Below are 21,660 nucleotides of genomic sequence, written 5' to 3'. Positions count from 1 at the left end.
GCGCGATGATCGTCGCCCTCTCCGTTTGACGCCATCACCGCCGTGTACCTGCCCAAGCACTTCGCCTCGTCCGACCTGGCCCATGCGCTGCACCTCATCGCCGAACACCCGTTGGCGCTGCTGATCGGGCCGGACGCGGCCGGCGAGAGTTTTGGCAGCCACCTGCCGCTGATCGCCGAAGCGACGGGCGACGGCTTCACGCTCGAAGGCCACATGGCGCGCGCCAACCCGCACTGGGCCTGGCTGTCGCAGCAGCAGCGCCTGCTGGCCGTCTTCACCGGCCCCGGGGCCTACGTGAGCCCCAGCCACTACGACAGCCTGCAGAACGTGCCGACCTGGAACTACGCGGCCCTGCATGCTTACGGCGAGATCGAGCTGATTGACGGCGCTGCCGCCAAGGACGCGCTGCTCAAGCGCCTCATCGGTCGCTTCGAGCCCGAGTACGCCGAGCAATGGCGCGGGTTGAAGGAGGACTACCAGCACAAGCTGCTCGGCGCCATCGTCGGCTTTCGCATCCGCGTGACGCGCTGGGAGTTGAAGCTCAAGCTGAGCCAGAACCGCGCGGCGGTGGAGCGACAGCGCATCCGTGAGGCGCTGGCGGCGTCGGAGCGCGCCGAGGACCGTGCGACTGCGCAGTGGATGGCGCGGCTGGGATGAGGGCACTGTTTGCACTGCTGCTGGCGGCGATCGGTGCAGCAGTCGGCGCGGAGGGGCTCACTGACGAACGGACGGACCTGGTATGGCGGCAGCTCGGCGCCGCGCAGCTGAGGTTTTCGGACGATGGCCGGTTGCGGCTTCGGACTAAAGGTCGGCTGCTGCTGCGTGAGTCGGTCGGTGGAGGGGCGGCTGTGCAGGCAGTCGATGTCGGTGATGCCATGTACGCGCTGGCTGTATCCCATGATGCCCGCCGGGCTGTCGTGCAGACCGAGAAGCGCTGTGTGCTCATCGTTGACTTTGCCGGCGGCGAGAAGCCGCGCTTGCACTGGCTGGCCATGCCGTTGCTGGCGAGCCTGGACCAGGAGGCTGATGCATGTCCGGATAAGCACGTCTTGTCGGAGCGCGCCCCCAGTTCGTACGCGATCGCCATGTCGCCCGACGGCAGGCGCGTGGCGGTGCAGGCGGGTGGCGAGCTGCGGCTCATTGATGTGGACCAGCGCCGCGTGCTGCGGCGGTGGCCGCTGGCTTCTACCGAGGCGCTGCATCTGGCCTTCCTGGACGATGGGCGCCGTCTCTTCGTTCGCGCAGCCCGGCTGGGTGAGGCCTGGGAAGGGGGCTCCGACCCCAGCGACATCACGCTGGCGATCTGGGACGTGGACAGCGGCGCGCTTGTCGATCTCAGATGGCAGCGAGATGTGTCGCGCATCGACCAGTTGGAGTTGCTGTCGGCTCTGAGCCTGAAGGCGGGCTGGGTGTGGCAGGTCGAGTCCAACCACGAGGCGTCGACATATGAGCGCCCAGCTGCCGCCGTGGCGCGATCCCTCGTCGAATGCGGTTGGGCGGAACGAGCGCGCGTGCCTTTGCAGACGCCGCAGCAGCATTCGCGCGGGCAATGGCTCGATCTGGCGGCTGACCCCTGGGGCCGCTGGGTGGCCGTCAACGAGTACCGACCCGGCAATCTGGCTGCCGTGTGGCTCTGGTCGGTGCTGACGAAGCAAAGCCTGGCTGATGAGGCCGCACGCGGCCGCGATGCGAAGGTGTGGCGTGCCTTGGCTGCTGCGCCGGACGGCGCCGCGCTGTGGGGCATCGAAGGCTGGGCGCCGGGCGGCACGGTCGATGTCTACCAGGCGTCCACGTTCGTCAGCACCGGGGCGCTGCGCAGCCGCGACATCGGGGGCCTGGCACCGATGCCCGGTCACGCCCCGCTGCCCGCCGCTCGCGCGACGGCGTGTGCGGTGGCGGACCAGGGCGAGCGCGACGTGGCCGTGCGCCACGTGAAGGACGGCAGCCAGCCTCCGCAGCGGCTGTTCGAGCAGCGACTGGCCATGCCGACCACCGATGCGGATCAGGCACGCCTTGCCCATTGCGTGGCAGAGAACGGCGCCGGGGGGCGCGGGCCGGCGCGCTGGGGCGTCGACGTGCGAGGCGAGCTGTGGCTGGACGAAGGCGCGCGGTTGCGCCGCCTCGACCCGCTGACGGGTGCCACGCTGGCCGAACGGCCCACGCCCCGCAGCGAGCAGGTCTGCAGCGCCGCCATCATCCCGGCCGGGCAGTGGCTGAGCTGGCAGGGCGACACGGTGACCCTGCGCGCCTTCGATGCCCCGCAAGGCAGCGCGGGCCGCCGTGTCGTCGTGCGCCGCCCCGGCTGGGTGGCGGAGGCGGCGGTGTGGATGAACGAAGGCCGCATTGCCGTGCGCTGGCTGAACCCGAGTTCCCCGCCGGGCACTCCTGGCTCCGGCGAGGGGCGGGTCTACGTCGATGCGAGTAGTGGACGCTTCCTGCCAGAAGGCAAACCCACACCCGGGCGCAGAGATGGAGACCATGCCTTCATCGACGACGAAGGTGAGGAAGGCTCGCCGGGCTTTTGGCCGTGGGGCGACGAGGTGAGCCGGGCGTGGTGGACGCAGGCCGCCCAGGCCGAGCCGGCGCGCTACCGCTGGCGCGTCGGTCCCTTCGGCAGCCTGCAAGCGCACGACAAGCAGACCGAGGAATTGCGTCTCTGGGAAGGCATGTATGACGGCGCTGCTGGAGGCACGAATGAGGTGCACAGCTTGGGTGGCAGCCTGGGGCGGGCGCGCAACGAAGACGGGCTGGTCATCTACGACGCCCAGCGTCGCGAGCGCCGCTTGGTGTTGCCACACGGGGCCGACGGCGCCGCCCATCTGCCGGCGGCCGGCGTGCTGCTGGTGGAGACGGACAACCAGTTCAAGGCTTATCGCCTGACGCGGTGACGCCACATCGAAGGAAAGCCTGGCAGCCCAGGGTCACGCAGGGAAATATTGCCCGGCAATCGCTCAGGCGTTTGATTCGGTGTCGCCCTGCCTGCGCGCTACCGTCCGGCCGCCTTCTGAGGGCGATCAGGATCAGACCACCGAATGAACGAGACAAGCCACCCCTCGACCATCGTCAAACGCACGGCGGTGCTGGCCGCTGCGCTGGCCCTGGCGCTGCTGGCACCGCTGCTCCGGGCAGAGGCGCCTGCCGCCAGTGCCATGCAAGCCTCGGCCGTCCCGCTGTGGGGCTACGAGATGTCGCAGCGCACGCCCGACCCGGCCGTGCGCTTCGGCCGCCTGCCCAACGGCCTGCGCTACGCCCTCCAGCACAACGAGACGCCCAAGGATGGCGTGGCCATGCGCATGCGCATCGGCTCGGGCTCGCTGCAGGAGCGCGACGAGGAGCGCGGGCTGGCCCACTTCCTGGAGCACATGGCCTTCCGGGGCAGCGCCAATGTGCCGGACGGCGAGGTCATCCGCATGCTGCAGCGCCAGGGCCTGCGCTTCGGGGCCGACACCAATGCCTTCACGTCGCTCGACCAGACCGTCTACCACTTCAACTTCCCCAAGGCCGACGCCGCCGCGCTGGACACGGGCCTGAGGCTGTTCCGCGAGGTCGGCGACCGGCTGACGCTGGACCCGCAGCTCGTCGAGCAGGAGAAGGGGGTGATCCTGTCCGAGGAGCGCGTGCGCGATGGACCCGCGCAGCGGGCCGGGGTCGCCCAGATGCAGCAGCAGCTGGAGGGGACGCGGGTGCCGCAGCGCCTGCCCATCGGCCGCATCGAGACCATCCAGGCCGCGACGGCCGAGCGTCTGCGCCGCTACTACACGGCCAACTACCGGCCCGACAACGCCACGCTGATCGTCGTCGGCAACATCGACGTGGACGCCGTGGAGCGCCAGATCCGCGACCGCTTTGCCGACTGGCGCAACGCCACGCCGCCCGACACGCCCGACACGCCCGACCTGGGCGCGCCCAGGCCGACGCGGCCGACAGTCGAGTATGTGACCCCGGACGCCCCGAGCGCGCTCACGCTGACCTGGTTGCGGCCGGTGGACATCCGCCCACACACGCCGGCGGTGTCGCGTGAGTTCCTGATCCAGGGTCTGGCCGTCAGCGCGCTCAACCAGCGTCTGAGGGATCGTGCGCAGCAACCGGGCAGCCCCTTGATCGGCGCCTCAGCCAGCGTGCAGGCCTCCGTCTACCGGGTGGCCGGCGTGGCCCAGCTGTCGGTGCAGGCACAACCGGGGCGATGGACCGACGCGCTCGACGCGGCGGTGGCCGAGCTGCGGCAACTGCTGGTCCATGGCGTGACCCCGGCCGACATGGAACGCCTGCTGCCGGGTGTGCGCAGCGAGATGCAGGCTCGCCTGGCCCAGGAGCCCACGCGAGCCCATGCGGCCATTGCGGACCGGCTGATCAACGCGGTCCACCCGCACGCGCCGCATCTGAGCGCGCAGCAGGCGATGACCGAGACGGAGCCGCTGCTGGCCACGCTCAAGCCCGAAGAGCTGACCGCCGCGCTGCGCGACTGCTTCGGCAGCACCCAGCCGCTGCTGTTCCGCAGCACCCAGTCCGGCGCCTTCGGTGTGGAGAAGGTGAACCAGCAACTGGTAGGTGCGATGGCGCGGTCGGTCGCTGAGCCGGTGGCCGTTGCGGTGGCGGACTGGCCGTACACCGACTTCGGCGAGGCCAGCGCCATCGTGGCCCGCACGCAGGACGCCGAACTGGGCACGACGAATGTGCAGTTCACCAACGGCGCGCGTCTGGTCATCAAGACCACCTTGCTGCAGAAGGACAGGGTGAGCGTACGGGTTCAGCTGGGCCAGGGACGCGCCGGCATCGTCCCCAGGCATTGGCATGCCATCTGGGCCTTGAGCCCTGCCGTCACCATGGGCGGCACCGGCCAGCGGTCGATGGGGGAGATCCAGCTGTGGCGGCAGCGCAGCGGCAAGCGCATCTCGGTCGGCTTCGGCGTGGGCCAGCATGCTTTCACGCTGTCGGGCACGACCCGCCCCGCCGACCTGCTGGCCCAGCTGCAGCTGCTGGCGGCCCATGCCCGCGACCCCGGCTTCCGCCCCGAGTTCGGCGAGAAGCTGGCCGCGCTGGGGGGCTCCCAGGTGGCCTCGCTGGAGGCGCAGCCCGCCGCAGTCCATGAGCGGGAGGTCTCGCGCGTCATGAACCGCGGCGATGCGCGCTTGGGGCTCCAGCTCAGCGCTGCGGACGTGAGGGTCACGCGTGCCGGTGAACTGCCCGCGATCCTGAAGCCGGCGCTGGACAGCGCCCCGGACATCTTCATCGTTGGCGACGTGAGCGAAGACGCCGCCATCGCCGCCGTGCAGGCCACCTTCGGCGCCGGCGACGAGCGGCCACGGCAGCCGCGTGCCGCCCTGAAGGCCGAGCCCGTGGCGGGCGGCGGTGCGCCCTACGTGGTCTACCACCGCGGTCGCGCCGACCAGGCGGTGCTGGGCTGGTACTGGTCCATGCCCGACCACTGGGCGGATCCGGCGCTGTCGCACACCGGCCGTGTGGCCGGCGCGCTGCTGCGGGCCCGCCTGGTGGACACCGTGCGCGAGAAGCTGGGCATCACCTATTCGCCGCAGGCGGGGGCGGGCGGCTCGCTGGACGTGCCGGGCTCGGGGCGCTTCTTCGTGAACATCGAAACGCCACCGGAGAAGTTCGACACCGTCCGCGAGCTGCTGCGCACGCAGCTGCGCGAGCTGGCCGAACAGCCCGTCAGCGCCGACGAACTGGAGCGAGCCAGGCAGCCCCAGCTGGAGAGCGTATTGAAGGAGCCCGAGAGCACCGGCTACTGGCTGCTGTGGCTGTTGCGCATCCAGGCGGAGCCGCGCATGAAGGGCGAGATGCAGGCCGAGGTCGCCGGCCTGCGCGCCGTGACCGCCGATGCGGTGCAGGCGTACTTTCGCGACCACATCGTGCCGCGGCCGCCCATCGAAGTGGTGGCGCGGGCGCCGGAGGCCGCAGCTGCCAAGTAGGGGTCAGGGCTCAACGGCTTCGCCCAGCGCGCGCCGCAGCGCCATCGCGGCGTGCGGTGCGCGCACCTTGGCGCCGCTGATGAAGTAGACGAAGACGTCGCGCGGCGCGGCCTTGGTTTCAGCCGCCGGCTCGATGCGCGGCAGGCCGTCGGGTTCGCCACCACCGGCCCAGGCCTGTGCGGACGCGGCCAGCGCCGGGAAGACCTCGGCCTTGCAGCCCAGCGGCTCGTCCGAGTGCGTGCGCATGATGCGCGTGTAGACGAAGTCGCCCGTGGGCTCGGCGATGGCCGGGTAGTCGTCGGACTCGGTGAACACCGTCGCCGCCTTGAACTTGCGCGCCAGCGCCAAGTATTCGGGGCACTGGAAGCTCTCGTGCCGCACGTCCAGTGCGTGGCGCAGCTTGATGCCGTCGACGCTGTCGGGCAGCAACTCCAGGAAGGCGGTCAGGTCGGCCACGTCGAACTTGTGCGTGGGCGCCAGCTGCCAGACGATGGGCCCGAGCTTGTCGCCCAGCTCGGCGATGCCGCTGTCGATGAAGCGCTTGATGGAATCGGCGCCATCGGCCAGCACTCGACGCTGCGTCGCATAGCGGATGGCCTTGAGCGAGAACAGGAAGCCGTCGGGCGCGGTGTCTCGCCACTTGGCGAATGTCGCCGGCTTCTGGGCACCGTAATAGGTGCTGTTGATTTCGATGGCCGTCAGGCGCCGGCTGGCGTACTCCAGCTCACGCGCCTGCGGCCAGCCCTTGGGGTAGAAGTTGTCGCGCCACGGCTCGAAGTTCCAGCCACCGATGCCGACTCTGATCTTTCCTGCGCTCACGCTGACTCCTGGGAGATGCCGAAGGAGGCCGCAGCCTATCGGCCCCCGCGGGAACAGCGCAAGTGGACTTACATGCCCGCGTAGTTAGGCCCGCCGCCGCCTTCGGGCGTGACCCAGACGATGTTCTGCGTCGGGTCCTTGATGTCGCAGGTCTTGCAGTGCACGCAGTTCTGCGCGTTGATCTGCAGGCGCTGGTTGCCGCCCTCGCCGGGCACGAACTCGTAGACGCCGGCCGGGCAGTAGCGGCTCTCGGGGCCGGCGTATCTGGCGAGGTTGACCTGCACCGGCACCGCGTCGCTCTTCAGCGTCAGGTGGGCGGGCTGGTTCTCCTCGTGGTTGGTGTTGGAGATGAACACCGACGAGAGCCGATCGAAGCTCAGCTTGCCGTCGGCCTTGGGGTAGGTGATCGGGGAGAATTCTGCGGCAGGCCGCAGCGTCTCGTGGTCGCCCTTGTGGTTGTGCAGCGTCCACGGCGGGCTGGCAACACCCAGCTTGGGCAGCAGCCACTGCTCGATGCCGGTCATCAGCTGGCCGGTGGTCTTGCCCTTCTTGAACCAGAGCTTGAAGTTGCGCGTCTGCTGCAGCTCCTCGTTCAGCCAGCTCTTGTCGAAGGCCTCGGGGTAGGCCGTCAGCTCGTCCTGTGCGCGGCCGGCGTCCAGCGCGGGCGCCAGCGCTTCGGCACACAGCATGCCGCTCTTGATGGCTGCGTGGCTGCCCTTGATGCGCGCGGCGTTCATGTAGCCGGCGTCGCAGCCGACCAGGCAGCCGCCCGGGAACACGGTCTTGGGCAGGGCCTGAGGCGAGCCGTTGTTGATGGCGCGGGCGCCATAGCCGATGCGCTTGCCGCCTTCGATGTGCGCGCGGATGGCGGGGTGGGTCTTCCAGCGCTGCATCTCCTCGAAGGGGCTCAGGTAGGGGTTGTCGTAGTCCAGGCCGATGACGAAGCCCAGCGTGACCTTGTTGCCTTCCAGGTGGTACAGGAAGCCGCCGCCAAAGGTGTCGCCGGCCATCGGCCAGCCGGCCGTGTGCACGACCTTGCCTGGCTGCGCTTTGTCCGCCGGAATCTCCCACAGTTCCTTGATGCCGATGGCATAGGTCTGCGTGTCCTTGCCCTCGGTCAGCTTGTACTTGGCGAGCAGCTGCTTGCCGAGGTGGCCGCGCGCGCCCTCGGCGAACACCGTGTACTTGCCCAGCAACTCCATGCCGATCTGGAAGTGGTCGGTGGGCTCGCCGTCCTTGCCCAGGCCCAGGTTGCCGGTGGCCACGCCGCGAACGCGGCCCTGCTCGTCGTAAAGCACCTCGGCGGCGGCAAAGCCCGGGAAGATCTCGATGCCCAGGTTCTCGGCCTGCTGCGCCAGCCACTTGACGACGTCGGACAGGCTGATGACGTAGCAGCCGTGGTTGTGGAAGTTGCGCGGTACCAGCCAGTCCGGGGTGCGCTGGCTGCCGGTTTCGCTCAGGAAGAGCACGTCATCGCTGGCCACGGCCTGCTTCAGCGGCGCGCCGAGCTCCTGCCAGTTCGGGAACAGCTCGGTGATGGCGCGCGGGTCCATGACCGCGCCCGACAGGATGTGGGCGCCGGGCTCCGAGCCCTTCTCCAGCACGACGATGTTGGCATCGGGCTTGATCTGCTTGAGCCGGATAGCCGTGGCCAGGCCGGCCGGGCCGCCGCCGACGACGACCACGTCGTATTCCATGGACTCGCGGGGGCCGAACTGGGCGAGGATTTCTTCGGAGGTCATGCCGGGTCTTTCGTCAGCTTTGAATTGCGCGAGATTCTAGAGAGGCTGGATTGCAAATAGAACGGTCGTGCTTTTCTAGGGCGCGAGCTCTAGGCCGGTAGGATGGCCTCAACCCACTCAGAAGGCAGTCTCATGAGTTACTCCATCAACCTCGAAGGCCGCGTGGCCCTCATCACCGGTGCGTCCAGCGGCCTGGGCGCACAGTTCGCCCGCACGCTGTCCCAGGCGGGCGCCTGCGTCGTGCTGGCGGGCCGGCGCATGGAACGGCTGAAGGACTTGCGGGCCGAGCTCGAGGGCAACGGCGGCGACGCCCACGTCGTGCAGCTGGACGTGACGGACGTGGCGAGCATCAAGTCGGCGGTCGCCCATGCCGAGACCGAGGTCGGCACGCTGGACATCCTGATCAACAACTCGGGCGTCGGCACCACGCAGCGGCTGACCGACGTCACCGAGAACGACTACGACAAGGTGATGGACACCAACACACGCGGCGCCTTCTTCGTCGCGCAGGAGGTGGGCAAGCGCATGCTGGCTCGCGCGAGCGGCGCGGCGCCTGGCACCTTCATCGGCGGGCGCATCGTCAACATCGCCTCGATGGCCGGCCTGCGCGTGGTGGGGCAGATCGGCGTCTACGCGATGAGCAAGGCCGCCGTCATCCACATGACGCGCGCGATGGCGCTCGAATGGGGCAAGCACGGCATCAACGTGAACGCCATCTGCCCGGGCTATATCGACACCGAGATCAACCACCACCACTGGGGCACCGAGCAGGGCAGGAAGCTCGTCGACCTGCTGCCGCGCAAGCGCGTGGGCCAGCCCAAGGATCTGGACACGGCGCTGCTGATGCTGTGCGCCAACGAGAGCCATTTCATCAATGGCGCCGTCATCCAGGCGGACGACGGCTTCGGGGTGTAGGAGCCTATGAACGAGCCCTGCACGCCCGCTCATCCCGCCGCAACGCCGCCACTCTGCGTTGCAAATGCTCGCAGTAGTTCAGCTACTGCTCCGCTTTGCGCCTTCATTGGCGCCTTTGCGACGGCCTGCTCGGCCGCGCCGAACTCATTCATAGGCTCCGATGTTGAAGCGTGACCTGACCCCGCTGGAGGCCCGCGTGCTGGCCGTCCTCGTCGAGAAGGAAAGCACCGTGCCGGACAGCTACCCGCTGTCGGCCAATGCACTGACCTCGGGTTGCAACCAGAAGACGGCGCGCGACCCGGTCATGGACGTCAGCGAGGCCGAGGTGCTGGCAACGGTGGAAGAGCTGAAGGCCCTGCACCTCGTCAACACCGTGAGCGGCAGCCGCGTGGTGCGCTATCAGCACAACTTTGCGCGTGGCGTGGGCGTGCCCGGCGCGGCCATGGCGCTGCTGACGCAACTGATGCTGCGCGGCCCGCAGACGGCGGCCGAGCTGCGCCAGAACACCGAGCGGCTGCACCGCTTTGCGGACGTGTCGTCGGTCGAGGGATTTCTCGACGAGCTGGCGGGCCGTGACCCGCCCTACGCCGTGAAGCTCGCGAGGGCGCCGGGTGCGCGTGAGGCCCGCTGGGCGCATCTGTTGAGCGGGCCGGTGGCGTCGGTCGAGCATGCGATCGCTTCTGCAATGCCGCGCGATGAGGAAGTGGCGCTGCTGCGCGCCGAGGTGGCGTCGCTGCGCGGCCTCGTCAACCGCATCGCTGCGGAGCTGGGCATCGAGCCTTGATGCAGCGATGAGGTACGTCGTCCCGGCCGCGAAAAAGCTGACTTACGAGTGCCGCATTCCCATGCGCTGGGGCGACATGGATGCGATGGGCCACATCAACAACACGCTCTACTTCCGATATCTCGAGATCGCGCGTGTCGACTGGCTCACATCCATCGGTGCCGCGCCGAACCCGGGCGGGCAGGGGCCGGTCATCGTCAACGTCTTCTGCAACTTCTATCGCCAGCTGAAGGCGCCCGGCGAGGTGCTGGCGAAGCACTACGTCAGCGACCCCGGCCGCACCAGCTTCGAGACCTGGATCACGCTGGAGCGGGCCGATGAGCCCGGCGTCATCTACGCCGAGGGGGGTGCTACGACGCTGTGGTTCGACGCCCAGACCGACAAGGCGATGGCCTTGCCGGACTGGGTGCGCGAGATCGTCACTTGAAGCTGTACTTCGCGCTGACGTAGCCGTAGCGGCCGCGCGGGTCGGTGTAGCTCGGGTCGTAGCCGGACAGGAAGAACCAGGCCTGCTGCGAGAAGGGCGGGGCCTTGTCGAAGAGGTTCTGCACACCGGCGCGCAAGGTCAGCGACTTGGTGGCCTCCCAGCCGGCCGACAGGTTCCACAGCGAATAGGCGCCCACCTTGCGGTCAGGCTTGCCGATGATGTGCTGGTCGTTGTAACCCTGCAGGTAGCTGTTGGACAGCGTCAGCGAGAAGGGACCGGTCTCGTAGTCGACGCTCACCGTGTGGCGCCAGCGTTGCACGACGCCGTCGTTGATGAAGACGTTGAGGTTGCTGACGTAGGGGTCGCCGTCACCGGTCTGCTGCTCGGACTTCAGCGTCAGCGTACCGTTCAGGCGCAGGCCGAACTGGCCGATGCCGGTCTTGAGGTTGGTCAGCGAGATGCCGAAGTCCAGGCCGGAGATGCGCTGCTTGCCGCGGTTCTCCTTGATGAGGTCGATGGCCTCGATGTCGTCGTCTTCGTCCCGATGCACCAAGCCGCCGTACTTGGCGAGGTTGCCCAGGATGACATCCACGCCCAGCGTGCTGATCAGGTTGCTCTTCTCGATGTTCCAGTAGTCGACATTGAGGCTGACGCCGCGCCGCGGCTCGAAGACGACGCCGGCCGAGAACTGGCGCGACTTCTCGGGCTTGAGCTTGGGGTTGCTGTAGTTCAGCGTGGTCCAGAGGTCGGAGCAGTCGGTGGGCGTGTTGTCCGGGTCGGCGGCCAGGCAGACCGGGTCGACCAGCGTGGCCGACGAGCCTTCGGTGACCGGGCGATAGAGGTCGGACATGCTGGGCGCGCGGAAGCCCTTGCCCACCGAGGCGCGTAGCAGCAGCTCGGGGCTGGGCACATACCTGAGGCCCAGCTTGGGACTGGCCGCGCCGCCGCTGACCTGGTAGCGCTCGTAGCGGACTGCCGCCTGCAATTCCAATTGCTTGGTGATGGGTGCACTGATCTCGACGAAGCCGGCGCTGACCTTGCGCGATCTGCCGAAGTCGGAGTCGGGACCCTGCGTGGTCTCGCCGAGGATGAGGTCCTGCTTGAGCGCGTCGGACTGGTGGTAGTTCTGCTTTTCGCGGCGCAGCTCACCCCCGAAGGCCAGGGCCAGTTCGCCGCCGGCGAGTCGGGCGATGGCCTTGGAAGCCTTGAAGTCCAGGCTGTCCATCGTGCCGGTGGCGCGACGCACCTCGCCGCGGATCTGGGCCTTCTCGTACAGCGCGAGGCCGGCGGCGCTGGACGGGCCGAAGGCGCTGAGCGTGCCGGCGGCAAAGCCGTCCATGACCATCTGTTCGTTCAGATAGCCCTGGTAGTCGCGGTCGGAGATCTTGCTGGTGCTGTGGTTCAGCGCCCATTCATAGTCCCAGCCGCCCACGAGTCCGTTGGTGCCGAGCACGACGCGATTGGCCGAGGCCACCAGCTCGCTGGTGCGCAGGCCGGCTTCGGCCAGGCGTGTGCGCACGACGATGATGCGGCGCTCGTCGTCGGCGTCGAACGCAGCTAAGCCGGTGTTCTTCAGCGCTGGCACCAGCGACACGTCCATCTCGGCATCGACGCGGTTGGGCGTGCCGGTGTAGAAGGTGCGAGCACGCGCCAGTGAGGCTTCGGCAAAGAACTGGTGCCCGCCGCCCAGGTTGAACACGCCGCGGGTGAACAGGCTGCTCTTCTTGGACTTCGGGTACAGCTCGATGTCGCGCATGTAGTCGAAGGTGCAGCCGTCCACGCCGCCGATGCCGGCCGGCAGATAGAGGTTGGCCGGCGGGTTGCAACCCGTGGCCGCCGCCGGGTTGATCGTGTACTCGCTGATGACGTCCTTGCCGTTGGCTTTGAAGCCTTCGTCGATCAGCAGATCACGTTGCTCCGAGCCAGGCAGGTTCTGGTCCAGCTTGATATTGCCGGGGAAGCTCGCGCTGGACAGCAGGTCCGGCAGCCGCCCCGGGATGTCCAGCTCCTTGATGAACTTGCGGCGTGAGGCATTCAGGCTGCTGGTCTTCTGCACGTCCAGCACGGCCATGACGTTGAAGCCGTTGCGGCCGTAGTCGCCAAAGCCGCCGGCCACCGTCGCCGAACGCTTGTTGGCGCCGCCCTCGCTGGTGTTGCCGGCCAGCGCATTGATGTCCACGCCGCTGAAGTCCTTGCGCGTGATGAAGTTGATGACGCCGCCGATGGCGTCCGAGCCGTACAGCGACGAGGCGCCGTCCAGCAGGATTTCAACGCGCTGGATGGCGGCGGCCGGGATGCTGTTCAGGTCCACGCCGGCCGCATCGCCGGGCGAGGCGAAGTTGGCCATGCGCCGGCCGTTCAGCAGCACCAGCGTGGACGATACGCCCAGCCCGCGCAGGTTGGCGGCGTTGAAGCCCATCTGGTCGCGAAAGCCGCCATAGGCCACGCTGCCGCCGTCGGTCAGGTTGTTGGCGCCGGCGCTCAGGCGGGCGATCAGCTCGGCCGCTGTCGTCACGCCGGCCTTGTCGATCTCGGCCCGCGTGATGACCTGCACCGGCAGCGCCGTCTCGCCCTCGATGCGCTTGATGGCCGTGCCGGTGACCTCGACGCGCTCCAGCGTGGACTGCGCCTGGGCGGCGCWGGTCAAGGCCAGCAGCGCAGCTGCCAGGGCGATGCGAGACGGGCAGGGGCTTTTCATGGATGGACTCCGCTAGGCTTGGTGGTTTGGCGCGAGTCTAGGCATGGGGGCGTTGGATGCCGGTCTCCAGGGGTGAGATTCGTCTCTTGCACGCCACGCCGTTATCGTTCGGATTAGGGGCAAGCCGTCATAGGGCGTCTGTCATCATCAAGCGATGGAACACGAAGGATCTTGGGCATGAGGGCATGGATCTGCGCCGGCTGGACGGCGATGGCATTGACGATGGGTGCGCAGGCGGCGCCACCGATACCCGCTCCGGCGGCGAGCGCGGCGCCGGGCTTCCGGCTGTTCCGCCCGGCCACGCCGGCGTCGGCGCCGCGCGCCAGCGCCGCAAAACCAGCGCCGGCTGCACCGGCCGCCTCGGCGCCGTCGCTTCAACCGCTCGTGGAGGTCGAACCCGCCATCCGCGGCTATGCCGTGCCCATCGGTGGCGCGCTCAAGGCCGACAACGAAGAGGTCTGGCAGCGCATCGTGCAGTTGGCTGGCGGCAAGGGTTCGCGCTTCGTCGTTTTCGGCACCGCCAGTGAAGATCCCGAAGCCAGCGCCAAGCAGGTGGTGGACCTGCTGCAGCGCCGCGGCGCCGTGGCTGAGGCCCTGCCGGTGGCGCCCAAGTTCCTGTGGGTGGACCTGAGCAAGGTCGTGCGCGACCCGGCCCTCATCGCCAAGGTCAAGGCCGCCAAAGGCATCTTCTTCACCGGCGGCACGCAGGAGCGCATCGTCGACGTGTTGCAGCCGGGCGGCCAGAGCACGCCGATGCTAGAGGCCATCTGGGACGTCTACCGCAAGGGCGGCGTCGTGGCCGGCACCTCGGCCGGCGCGGCCATCATGAGCACCATCATGTTCCGCGACGCGCCCAGCGTGATGAACATCCTCAAGGGCCGCTTCGTCGATGGCAAGCAGGTCGACCGCGGCCTGGGCTTCGTCGGCCCGCATCTGTTCGTCGATCAGCATTTCCTCAAGCGCGGCCGCTTCGGCCGCATGATCCCGCTGATGATGGCCAAGGGCTACAAGATCGGCCTGGGCGTGGACGAGAACACGGCGGCCATCATCCGCGGCGACGAGATCGAGATCATCGGCGACCGCGGTGCGCTGGTTGTCGACCTGACCGAGGCCAAGAGCGACGCGACGCTCGGCGCCTTCAACGTGCAGGGCGCACGGCTGTCGTACCTGGAGCATGGCGACCGCTATCACATGCGTGCCCGCTCGACGACGCCGTCGGCGCCCAAGCTGCGCGGCGAGACGCACGATGCTGAGTCGCCCAACTTCAAGCCGTACTACACCGACGACGTCTTCCACCTCGACATGCTGGGCGACTCGACCATCTCCGGCGCGATGAGCCGGCTTATCGACAGCGTGCGCAAGGAGGTCAAGGGCCTGGCCTTCGACGTGCTGCCGCGCGCCAACGACCCATTGGCCGAGCTGGGCTTCCTGTTCCGCCTCTACAAGGGCTCGGACTCGCTGGGTTGGAGCACCGAGGAGTTCGGCGGCGAGCAGTTCACCGTGACCAACCTCTACCTTGACATCAGCCCCGTGCGCCTGCCCATGCCGCTGTACGGCGGCTGGAACGGCGCGCCCCGGCCGGCTGCCGGGCCGGCTGTGCCGGCGCCGCCCGCTTCGGCACCTTCCGGCCAGTAGGCGCCGGCATCGTTCGGTCACAAGCGTTGCGTTCCTCGGGCATGCCCCGTTGCCGAAATCGGCGCAGGGCTGCGATCATTTCAGGCTTGTGAATCCAGCCCGTACGCGCTTTTCGCCCGGGCCAGCGCTCATCTTGCAGACCTCTCCCAATACCGGCAATGACAGCGGCACCGTCGTCGTCATCGGCGGTGCACTGAAAGCCGACAGCGATGCTGTCTGGCAGCGCATCGTCGATGAGGCCGGCGGCAGCGGCGCGCGCATCGCCGTGTTTCCCACGGCCGCCTACGAGCCGGAGCGCATCGCGGCCCAGATCGTCACGGCGCTGACCCGCTGCGGCGCCGTCGCCGAGGTCATTCCGGTCGCGCCTCATCTGGACGGCGTCGACCTGCAGGCGCGGCTGCACGACCCGGCGCTGATCGCCCGCGTGGCCGCCAGCCGCGCGGTGTTCTTCTCGGGCGGCGCCCAGGAGTACATCGTCGACACGTTGCTGCCCGACGGCCGGCCCACGGCCATGCTGGACGCCATTCGCGCCGTCTTCGCGGCCGGCGGCGTCATCGCCGGCACCAGCGCGGGCGCGGCCGCCATGAGCCGGGTGATGTTCCGCGACGCCATGGACAACCTGGCCGTGCTCAAGGGCCTGTGGCGCGCCGGCCGGGAGTACGACCGCGGCCTGRGCTTCGTGCGCGACGGGCTGCTCATCGACCAGCATTTCCTCAAGCGTGGCCGCATCGGCCGCATGCTGCCGGCGTTGCAGGCCCTCGGTTGCCGGCAGGGCCTGGGGGTGGACGAGAACGCGGCCGTCGTCATCAAGGGCAGCGAGCTGGAGGTCATCGGCGGCAGCGGCGCCTTGCTCGTCGACCTGGCCGAAGCCACGCACGACGCCGCGCTGCCCGCCTTCAACCTGCGCGGCGTGCGGCTGTCCTACCTCGACTCGGGCGACCGCCACGACCTCGACAGCGGTGTGACGACACCGGCGTCGCGCAAGCTGCACGGGCCGCGCCAGGTCCCGGCTCTCCCGGACGCGCCGGCGGACGCCCCGGGCCGCTACTTCCTCGACATCCTCGGCGAGGGCTGCATCCTGGCCGCGCTGACGCAGCTGCTCGACGGCCCCGAGCCTGAGGTCTTCGGCCTGGCCTACCGCGCCAATCCGCCAGCTCAGGACTCGCTGCCCGACGTCGGCTTCGAGTTCCGCCTGCATCGCGCGCCTGGCCTCGTCGGCTGGCGCGACCCGGCACCTGGCAGCGATGCCTGCACCGTGCTCGGCGCCCGGCTCGACGTCATCCCCGTGCGCGTCGCCATCCCGCTGTACACGCCGATGGTGCCCGGGGCGCGGCGCGTAGTTGAATCGAGCCAGCAACAACCGAGGAGTGAGTCATGACGACGATCAGCGGTGAATTCAGCGTCAGCATGGCGGGCCAGGATGCGCAGGGCGAGAGCCCGGCCATAGCCCGCATGCTGCTCGACAAGCAGTACCAGGGCGCTCTGCAGGCGCGAGGGGCCGGGCAAATGCTGGCCACGCACGGCAGCGTCGCCGGCTCGGCGGCCTATGTAGCGCTGGAGACGGTGACCGGCACGCTGCAGGGCCGCGAAGGCAGCTTCGCCCTCGTGCACCGCGGCCTGATGGAGCGCGGCAAGCCGTCGCTGGAGATCACCGTGGTGCCCGACTCCGGCACCGGCGCGCTGGCCGGGCTCACGGGCCGCATGGGTATCCGCATCGAGGGCCATCGGCATTCCTACGATTTCGAGTTCACACTACCCGATGCCTGACCACACGAAGGAGACCCCATGAAGAAGATCGTCCTTGCCGCCGCAGCGCTGCTGCTCGCTGGCGCCGCCCAGGCCACCGACGTGGGCGTATCCGTCCAGATCGGCCAACCGGGCTTCTATGGCCGCATCGACATCGGCAACGCCGCGCCGCCGCCCGTCATGATGCGCGAGCCGGTGTGGGTGCAGCGCCGGCCGGTCCATGTCGAGCCCGTCTACATGCGCATCCCGCCGGGCCACCAGAAGAACTGGGCCAAGCACTGCGCGCGCTACAACGCCTGTGGCACGCCGGTCTACTTCGTCCGCGAGGACTGGTATGAGGAGCGCTACAGCCGCCGTGACGATGGCGACCGCGACCGGGACCAGGGCAAGGACCATGGCAAGGGACACGGCAAGGACAAGCACAAGGGCAAGGGACACGACTGATTCCCCAGCCGGCAGCCGCGACACAATCGCGGCCATGGCTGACCTCGATTCCCTCGACACGCGACCCGAAGGCTTCCAGCGCGTCGCCGCCGCGCTGGCCGCACAGGCCCACCCCCACCGGCCGCTCTGGCTGGACGTGGCGGCCCGCACCGCCCAGGAGGCGGCCGACGCCCTGGGCGTGACGCTGGGCCAGATTGCCAAGTCGGTCGTCTTCCGCCTCAAGGCCGATGATTCGGCCGTCCTCGTCATCACCTCCGGCGACCGGCGCGTGGACGAGACCAAGCTCAAGCCGCTCATCGGCGCCCTGGGCCGCGCCGATGCCGACTTCGTCAAGGCGCGCACGGGCTTCTCCATAGGCGGCGTGTCGCCGGCCGGCTTCGCGCCCACCGACGGCTTCGCCGCGCCCCGGCTCTTCATCGACCGCGAGCTGTTTCGCTTCGACATCATCTGGGCGGCAGCCGGTCACCCGAACGGCGTGTTCAAGCTGACTCCGGCCGAACTGGAGACGCTGACAGGCGCGCCGGTCATCGACGTCGTGCAGACATGAAGCCGACCGTCGTCTCCCCCTGCGTCAACGTCTGCCAGATGGACGCTGCCACGGGGTGGTGCCGAGGCTGCGCGCGCAGCATCCATGAGATCGCCGGCTGGGGCGGGGCGCCCGAAACCGTGCAGCGCCACATCCTCGATCAACTGCCCGAGCGCCGTGTCCAGATGCACGGCCACGGTTTGTGGCTCGGCCCCTGGCCGCACAGCGAGGAACAGGACCGATGAAGCAGCTCACCTTCTACTTCGACCCCATCTCGCCCTACGCCGCTCTTGGTTTCGAGGCGCTGCCAGAGGCGCTGGCGGGGCACAGCGTCGAGGTGGTCTACAAGCCCATCTTGTTCGCGGCCCTGCTACAGGCCCTGGGGCAGAAGGGCCCGGCCGAGATCGAGGCCAAGCGGCGCTGGACCTTCCGCCAGGTGGCCTGGCTGGCGCACGCGCAAGGCGTCGTGCTCGACCCGCCGGCCCAGCATCCCTTCAACCCGCTGCCGTTGCTGCGCCTGGCCTGGGCCTGTGCGGCGCCGGAGGGCCAGCCGGGCGACACGCCCAGCCGCTGGGTCGTCGAGCAGATCTTCCACCACGTCTGGCGTGGCGCCGGTGCCGATGCCAACGACCCGGCCCGCCTGGCAGCGCTGGCTGAGCGCCTTGGGCCCGCGCAGGAACCGTCCGGCGACGCCATCAAGCAGCGCCTGCGCAGCGAGACCGAAGGCGCCCTGGCCCTGGGTGTCTTCGGCGTGCCGACCGTCGAGTTCGAGGGGCGGCTGTTCTGGGGCCAGGACGCGTTGCCCATGCTGCGCGCGGCGCTGGCCGGCGACCCCTGGTTTCGCAGCGGCGCGTGGGAGGCGGCGGCCCAATCACGCCCTGGCATCGCCCGCAAACACTGACACCGACAGTCTCAGGACTTACCCGCGACAGCGTTCTATTCCCGCATTGAGAAACGCGACCCCAGGGTTCCTGCGGGTTTTGTCAGCCTCGATTCAGACTCGCGTCAGAACACGGTCAGAGGGACTGTGAATAGTCGCGCCAAGGGAAGCCTGTGGGGCGGCCCGACAACAGACGGAGACTTATCAATGGCAACTGCGACTTCAACGGCCGCCACGCCGATGACCAAAGAGGAGAAGAAGGTCATCTTCGCTTCCTCGCTGGGCACGGTGTTCGAGTGGTACGACTTCTACCTCTACGGCTCGCTGGCGCCGATCATCGCCAAGCAGTTCTTCTCGGCCCTGGACCCACAAGCGGCGTTCATCGCGTCGCTGATGGCCTTTGCTGCCGGCTTCATCGTGCGCCCCTTCGGCGCGCTGGTGTTCGGCCGCCTGGGCGACATGATCGGCCGCAAGTACACCTTCCTGGTCACCATCCTGATCATGGGTCTGTCGACGTTCATCGTCGGCGTGCTGCCCACCTACGCCACCATCGGCGCTGCTGCCCCGGTCATCCTGGTCGGCCTGCGTCTGCTGCAGGGTCTGGCGCTGGGCGGTGAGTACGGCGGCGCGGCCACCTACGTGGCCGAGCACGCCCCGCACGGCAAGCGCGGCGCCTACACCTCGTGGATCCAGACGACCGCGACGCTGGGCCTGTTCCTGTCGCTGATGGTCATCCTGGGCACACGCACGGCGCTGGGTGAAAAGGACTTCGGCGACTGGGGCTGGCGTGTGCCGTTCATCGTCTCCATCCTGCTGCTGGGCATCTCGGTGTGGATTCGTTTGAGCATGAACGAGTCGCCCGCCTTCCAGAAGATGAAGGCCGAGGGCAAGACCTCCAAGGCGCCGCTGACCGAGTCCTTCGGCCAGTGGAAGAACCTGAAGATCGTGCTGCTGGCCCTCTTCGGCCTGGTCGCCGGCCAAGGTGTCGTCTGGTACACGGGCCAGTTCTACGCGCTGTTCTTCCTGACGTCGGTGCTCAAGGTCGACGCCGCCAGCGCCAACATCTGGATCGCGATCTCGCTGATCCTGGGCACGCCCTTCTTCGTCATCTTCGGCACGCTGTCGGACAAGATCGGCCGCAAGCCCATCATCATGGCCGGCCTGCTGCTGGCTGCGGTGACCTACTTCCCGCTGTTCAAGGCGCTGACCGGCGCGGCCAACCCGGACCTCGCCAAGGCCCAGGAGACCCAGAAGGTCACGCTGACCACCAACATGGCCAGCTGCTCTTTCCAGGGCAGCCCGCTGGCGCGTCCGGTGGACTTCACCAGCGCCTGCGACATCGCCAAGCGCGCGCTGGCCCAGTCTTCGGCCAGCTCCGAGACCATCGAGGCCGCCCCCGGCGCGCCGACCATGGTCAAGGTGGGTGAGAAGGAAATCGCCGTGCCGACCGCCAGCAGGCTGACGGAGCACAAGTTCGATGAAGCCAGCACCAAGGCCATCGCCGCCTTCACGAAGGAGCTGGGCGAAGCGATGAAGGCCGCCGGCTATCCGGCCAAGGCCGACATGTCCAAGGCCAACGTGCCGCTGGTGATCGGTCTGCTGTTCATCCTGGTGCTGTACGTGACCATGGTCTACGGCCCGATCGCGGCCATGCTGGTGGAGATGTTCCCGACCCGCATCCGCTACACCTCGATGAGCCTGCCGTATCACATCGGCAACGGCTGGTTCGGCGGCATGCTGCCTTCCATCACCTTCGCGATGGTGGCGCAGAACGGCAACATCTATCACGGCCTGTGGTACCCCATCGTCATCGCCGTCGTGACCTTCGTCATCGGCGTGCTGTTCGTCCGCGAGACGAAGGACGTGGACATCTACGCCAAGGACTAAAGCCTGAAGACCGAGGACGGGCCCTGCGGCCTGTCCGACGTTTGATTGAAATCAAAGGCCGGCTCTTGCCGGCCTTTGTCTTTGGGTCGCTCCGCTTGTGGAGCTCTGGCCACCCTGCGACGATGCCAGCCCATGTCCAGATCCAAAGACCCGTCCGAGCCCAGCAGCGGCGAGCAGCGCCGCCTGCAGATGGTCGACATCGCGCGGCTGGCCGGCGTGTCGGTGTCCACCGTGTCGCGGGCGCTGAACGGCAGCGAGCTCGTCAACGCCGAGACCCGCCAGCGCGTGGCCGAACTGGCTCGTTCATTGAACTACTCCATCAACTTCGGCGCGCGCAACCTGCGCCTGCAGGAGAACAAGACGGTGGCCGTCGTGGTGCCCTATGACGCCAGGTCGCGCCAGCACATCTCCGACCCCTTCTTCCTGTCCATCGTCGGCTCCATTGCCGACGCGCTGACCGACCGCGGCTACGACATGCTGCTGTCGCGCGTGGACGCCGAGCATCTGGACCTGGCCTCGCATTGGTTTGACTCCGGCAAGGCCATAGGCGTGGTCCTCATCGGTCAGTGGCGCCACCACGACCAGCTCAACGACATGGCGGCGCGCAAGCTGCCGCTGGTGGTCTGGGGTGGCGAGATGCCGCAGCAGCTCTACTGCAGCGTGGGCGGGGACAACGTGCTCGGCGGCGTGCTGGCCACACGCCATCTGCTGAAGCTGGGCCGGCGCCGCATTGCCTTCGTCGGTGATGCCAACCTGCCCGAGGTCTGGCTGCGCCGCCAGGGCTATGCCCAGGCCCTGCGCGATGCCGGCCTGGCCGCGGACCCGGTATTGGAGCTGGCCGCCCCTTTCGAGCCTGGCGTCGCCACCGGCATCGTGCAGGCGTTCTGCGCCGCGCGCCGCGACTTCGATGCCGTCGTCTGCTGCAGCGACGTGCTGGCCCTGCTGACGATGCAGGCCCTGCGCGCCGCCGGCCGCAGCGTGCCGGGCGACGTGGCCCTGGTGGGCTATGACGACATGCCGCTGGCCGCCTACTGTGACCCGCCGCTGACGACGGTGCACCAGCCGGTGGCCGAAGCGGGTGCGGAGCTCGTCGAGGCGCTGCTCGGTCAGCTGCGCGGCGAGCGCGCCGGGCCACGCACGCTGCCGGTCTATCTGAAGCTGCGCGAGAGCGCCCCCGACGTTTCCTGACGATCAACGCTGAATGCGGCGGCAGGGCTACCGGTCGGGTTG

The 21,660-nt window shown here is 68.6% G+C and carries 18 protein-coding genes; 15 read left to right on the top strand and 3 right to left on the bottom strand.

The features are described 5' to 3' along the window. Positions 1-42: 42 nt before the first annotated feature. From ACXRVZ_RS09470 to ACXRVZ_RS09460, 3 genes are all read left to right on the top strand, one after another. Entirely contained in the window at positions 43-657 is a 615-nt protein-coding gene (locus tag ACXRVZ_RS09470) for an FMN-binding negative transcriptional regulator (protein ID WP_457424914.1), read from the top strand. Between the two features lie 281 nt (positions 658-938). Then, on the top strand, positions 939-2,888 hold the full coding sequence (locus tag ACXRVZ_RS09465) for a hypothetical protein (protein ID WP_457424912.1): 1,950 nt from the start codon (positions 939-941) through the stop codon (positions 2,886-2,888). Positions 2,889-3,032: 144 nt separating this feature from the next. After that, entirely contained in the window at positions 3,033-5,927 is a 2,895-nt protein-coding gene (locus ACXRVZ_RS09460) for a M16 family metallopeptidase (protein WP_457424910.1), read from the top strand. A 3-nt stretch (positions 5,928-5,930) separates the two neighbouring features. On the opposite strand, the gene ACXRVZ_RS09455 is transcribed toward ACXRVZ_RS09460, so the two are convergent. Both ACXRVZ_RS09455 and ACXRVZ_RS09450 read right to left on the bottom strand, forming a co-directional pair. Next, complete coding sequence (locus tag ACXRVZ_RS09455; RefSeq protein WP_457424908.1) at positions 5,931-6,746, bottom strand: DUF72 domain-containing protein; 816 nt, start codon at positions 6,744-6,746, stop codon at positions 5,931-5,933. Positions 6,747-6,814: 68 nt separating this feature from the next. After that, the gene (locus ACXRVZ_RS09450) at positions 6,815-8,488 is read right to left on the bottom strand and encodes an electron transfer flavoprotein-ubiquinone oxidoreductase (RefSeq protein ID WP_457424906.1); all 1,674 of its coding nucleotides are present in this window, start codon (positions 8,486-8,488) and stop codon (positions 6,815-6,817) included. Positions 8,489-8,620: 132 nt separating this feature from the next. Between ACXRVZ_RS09450 and ACXRVZ_RS09445 the strand changes: the two genes are divergently transcribed. The 3 genes from ACXRVZ_RS09445 to ACXRVZ_RS09435 all read left to right on the top strand — a co-directional run bounded on the left by ACXRVZ_RS09445 (position 8,621) and on the right by ACXRVZ_RS09435 (position 10,614). Then, positions 8,621-9,403: an SDR family oxidoreductase gene (locus ACXRVZ_RS09445; RefSeq protein ID WP_457424904.1), complete on the top strand. Its 783-nt coding sequence runs from the start codon at positions 8,621-8,623 to the stop codon at positions 9,401-9,403. A 160-nt stretch (positions 9,404-9,563) separates the two neighbouring features. Next, entirely contained in the window at positions 9,564-10,187 is a 624-nt protein-coding gene (locus ACXRVZ_RS09440) for a YceH family protein (RefSeq protein ID WP_457424902.1), read from the top strand. 7 nt (positions 10,188-10,194) lie between these two features. Next, complete coding sequence (locus ACXRVZ_RS09435; protein WP_457424900.1) at positions 10,195-10,614, top strand: acyl-CoA thioesterase; 420 nt, start codon at positions 10,195-10,197, stop codon at positions 10,612-10,614. Here the strand turns inward: ACXRVZ_RS09435 and ACXRVZ_RS09430 are convergent. Continuing rightward, complete coding sequence (locus ACXRVZ_RS09430) at positions 10,607-13,312, bottom strand: TonB-dependent receptor (protein ID WP_458232332.1); 2,706 nt, start codon at positions 13,310-13,312, stop codon at positions 10,607-10,609. The genes ACXRVZ_RS09435 and ACXRVZ_RS09430 overlap by 8 nt on opposite strands. Before the next feature lie 177 nt (positions 13,313-13,489). On the opposite strand from ACXRVZ_RS09430, the gene ACXRVZ_RS09425 reads away from it, so the two are divergent. The 9 genes from ACXRVZ_RS09425 (at position 13,490) to ACXRVZ_RS09385 (ending at position 21,618) form a co-directional block, all read left to right on the top strand. Continuing rightward, on the top strand, positions 13,490-14,947 hold the full coding sequence (locus ACXRVZ_RS09425; RefSeq protein WP_457424896.1) for a cyanophycinase: 1,458 nt from the start codon (positions 13,490-13,492) through the stop codon (positions 14,945-14,947). A 133-nt stretch (positions 14,948-15,080) separates the two neighbouring features. Next, positions 15,081-16,325 (top strand): cyanophycinase, encoded by a 1,245-nt coding sequence (locus ACXRVZ_RS09420; protein WP_458232331.1) that lies wholly within the window; start codon positions 15,081-15,083, stop codon positions 16,323-16,325. Further along, on the top strand, positions 16,322-16,714 hold the full coding sequence (locus ACXRVZ_RS09415) for a DUF3224 domain-containing protein (protein ID WP_457424892.1): 393 nt from the start codon (positions 16,322-16,324) through the stop codon (positions 16,712-16,714). The genes ACXRVZ_RS09420 and ACXRVZ_RS09415 overlap by 4 nt, the downstream gene beginning before the upstream one ends. Before the next feature lie 18 nt (positions 16,715-16,732). Next, positions 16,733-17,137, top strand: a complete 405-nt coding sequence (locus ACXRVZ_RS09410; protein WP_457424890.1) for a hypothetical protein — start codon at positions 16,733-16,735, stop codon at positions 17,135-17,137. Positions 17,138-17,171: 34 nt separating this feature from the next. Then, a complete protein-coding gene (locus ACXRVZ_RS09405; RefSeq protein ID WP_457424888.1) occupies positions 17,172-17,684 on the top strand; it encodes a YbaK/EbsC family protein in 513 nt (170 codons plus the stop codon). Next, positions 17,681-17,908, top strand: a complete 228-nt coding sequence (locus ACXRVZ_RS09400) for a DUF1289 domain-containing protein (protein WP_457424886.1) — start codon at positions 17,681-17,683, stop codon at positions 17,906-17,908. Before ACXRVZ_RS09405 ends, ACXRVZ_RS09400 begins: the two co-directional genes overlap by 4 nt. Next, positions 17,905-18,564 (top strand): DsbA family protein, encoded by a 660-nt coding sequence (locus ACXRVZ_RS09395; RefSeq protein WP_457424884.1) that lies wholly within the window; start codon positions 17,905-17,907, stop codon positions 18,562-18,564. The genes ACXRVZ_RS09400 and ACXRVZ_RS09395 overlap by 4 nt, the downstream gene beginning before the upstream one ends. Positions 18,565-18,750: 186 nt before the next feature. Next, complete coding sequence (locus tag ACXRVZ_RS09390) at positions 18,751-20,430, top strand: MFS transporter (RefSeq protein ID WP_457424882.1); 1,680 nt, start codon at positions 18,751-18,753, stop codon at positions 20,428-20,430. A 132-nt stretch (positions 20,431-20,562) separates the two neighbouring features. Continuing rightward, positions 20,563-21,618, top strand: coding sequence for a LacI family DNA-binding transcriptional regulator (locus tag ACXRVZ_RS09385; RefSeq protein WP_457424880.1), 1,056 nt, complete (start codon positions 20,563-20,565; stop codon positions 21,616-21,618). Positions 21,619-21,660: the final 42 nt, after the last annotated feature.

Source organism: Roseateles sp. P5_E8 (assembly GCF_054177665.1).
Note: the sequence above shows the minus strand (reverse complement) of the source record. Positions and strands in the feature narration are given on the sequence as shown.

Excerpts from the sequence above, each read along its gene's own strand:
- ACXRVZ_RS09385 (WP_457424880.1), top strand. The coding sequence starts at position 20,563 with ATGTCCAGATCCAAAGACCCGTCCGAGCCCAGCAGCGGCGAGCAGCGC.
- ACXRVZ_RS09435 (WP_457424900.1), top strand. The coding sequence starts at position 10,195 with ATGAGGTACGTCGTCCCGGCCGCGAAAAAGCTGACTTACGAGTGCCGC.
- ACXRVZ_RS09425 (WP_457424896.1), top strand. The coding sequence starts at position 13,490 with ATGAGGGCATGGATCTGCGCCGGCTGGACGGCGATGGCATTGACGATG.
- ACXRVZ_RS09415 (WP_457424892.1), top strand. The coding sequence starts at position 16,322 with ATGACGACGATCAGCGGTGAATTCAGCGTCAGCATGGCGGGCCAGGAT.
- ACXRVZ_RS09395 (WP_457424884.1), top strand. The coding sequence starts at position 17,905 with ATGAAGCAGCTCACCTTCTACTTCGACCCCATCTCGCCCTACGCCGCT.
- ACXRVZ_RS09405 (WP_457424888.1), top strand. The coding sequence starts at position 17,172 with ATGGCTGACCTCGATTCCCTCGACACGCGACCCGAAGGCTTCCAGCGC.
- ACXRVZ_RS09440 (WP_457424902.1), top strand. The coding sequence starts at position 9,564 with ATGTTGAAGCGTGACCTGACCCCGCTGGAGGCCCGCGTGCTGGCCGTC.
- ACXRVZ_RS09410 (WP_457424890.1), top strand. The coding sequence starts at position 16,733 with ATGAAGAAGATCGTCCTTGCCGCCGCAGCGCTGCTGCTCGCTGGCGCC.
- ACXRVZ_RS09445 (WP_457424904.1), top strand. The coding sequence starts at position 8,621 with ATGAGTTACTCCATCAACCTCGAAGGCCGCGTGGCCCTCATCACCGGT.
- ACXRVZ_RS09450 (WP_457424906.1), bottom strand. The coding sequence starts at position 8,488 with ATGACCTCCGAAGAAATCCTCGCCCAGTTCGGCCCCCGCGAGTCCATG.
- ACXRVZ_RS09460 (WP_457424910.1), top strand. The coding sequence starts at position 3,033 with ATGAACGAGACAAGCCACCCCTCGACCATCGTCAAACGCACGGCGGTG.
- ACXRVZ_RS09400 (WP_457424886.1), top strand. The coding sequence starts at position 17,681 with ATGAAGCCGACCGTCGTCTCCCCCTGCGTCAACGTCTGCCAGATGGAC.
- ACXRVZ_RS09390 (WP_457424882.1), top strand. The coding sequence starts at position 18,751 with ATGGCAACTGCGACTTCAACGGCCGCCACGCCGATGACCAAAGAGGAG.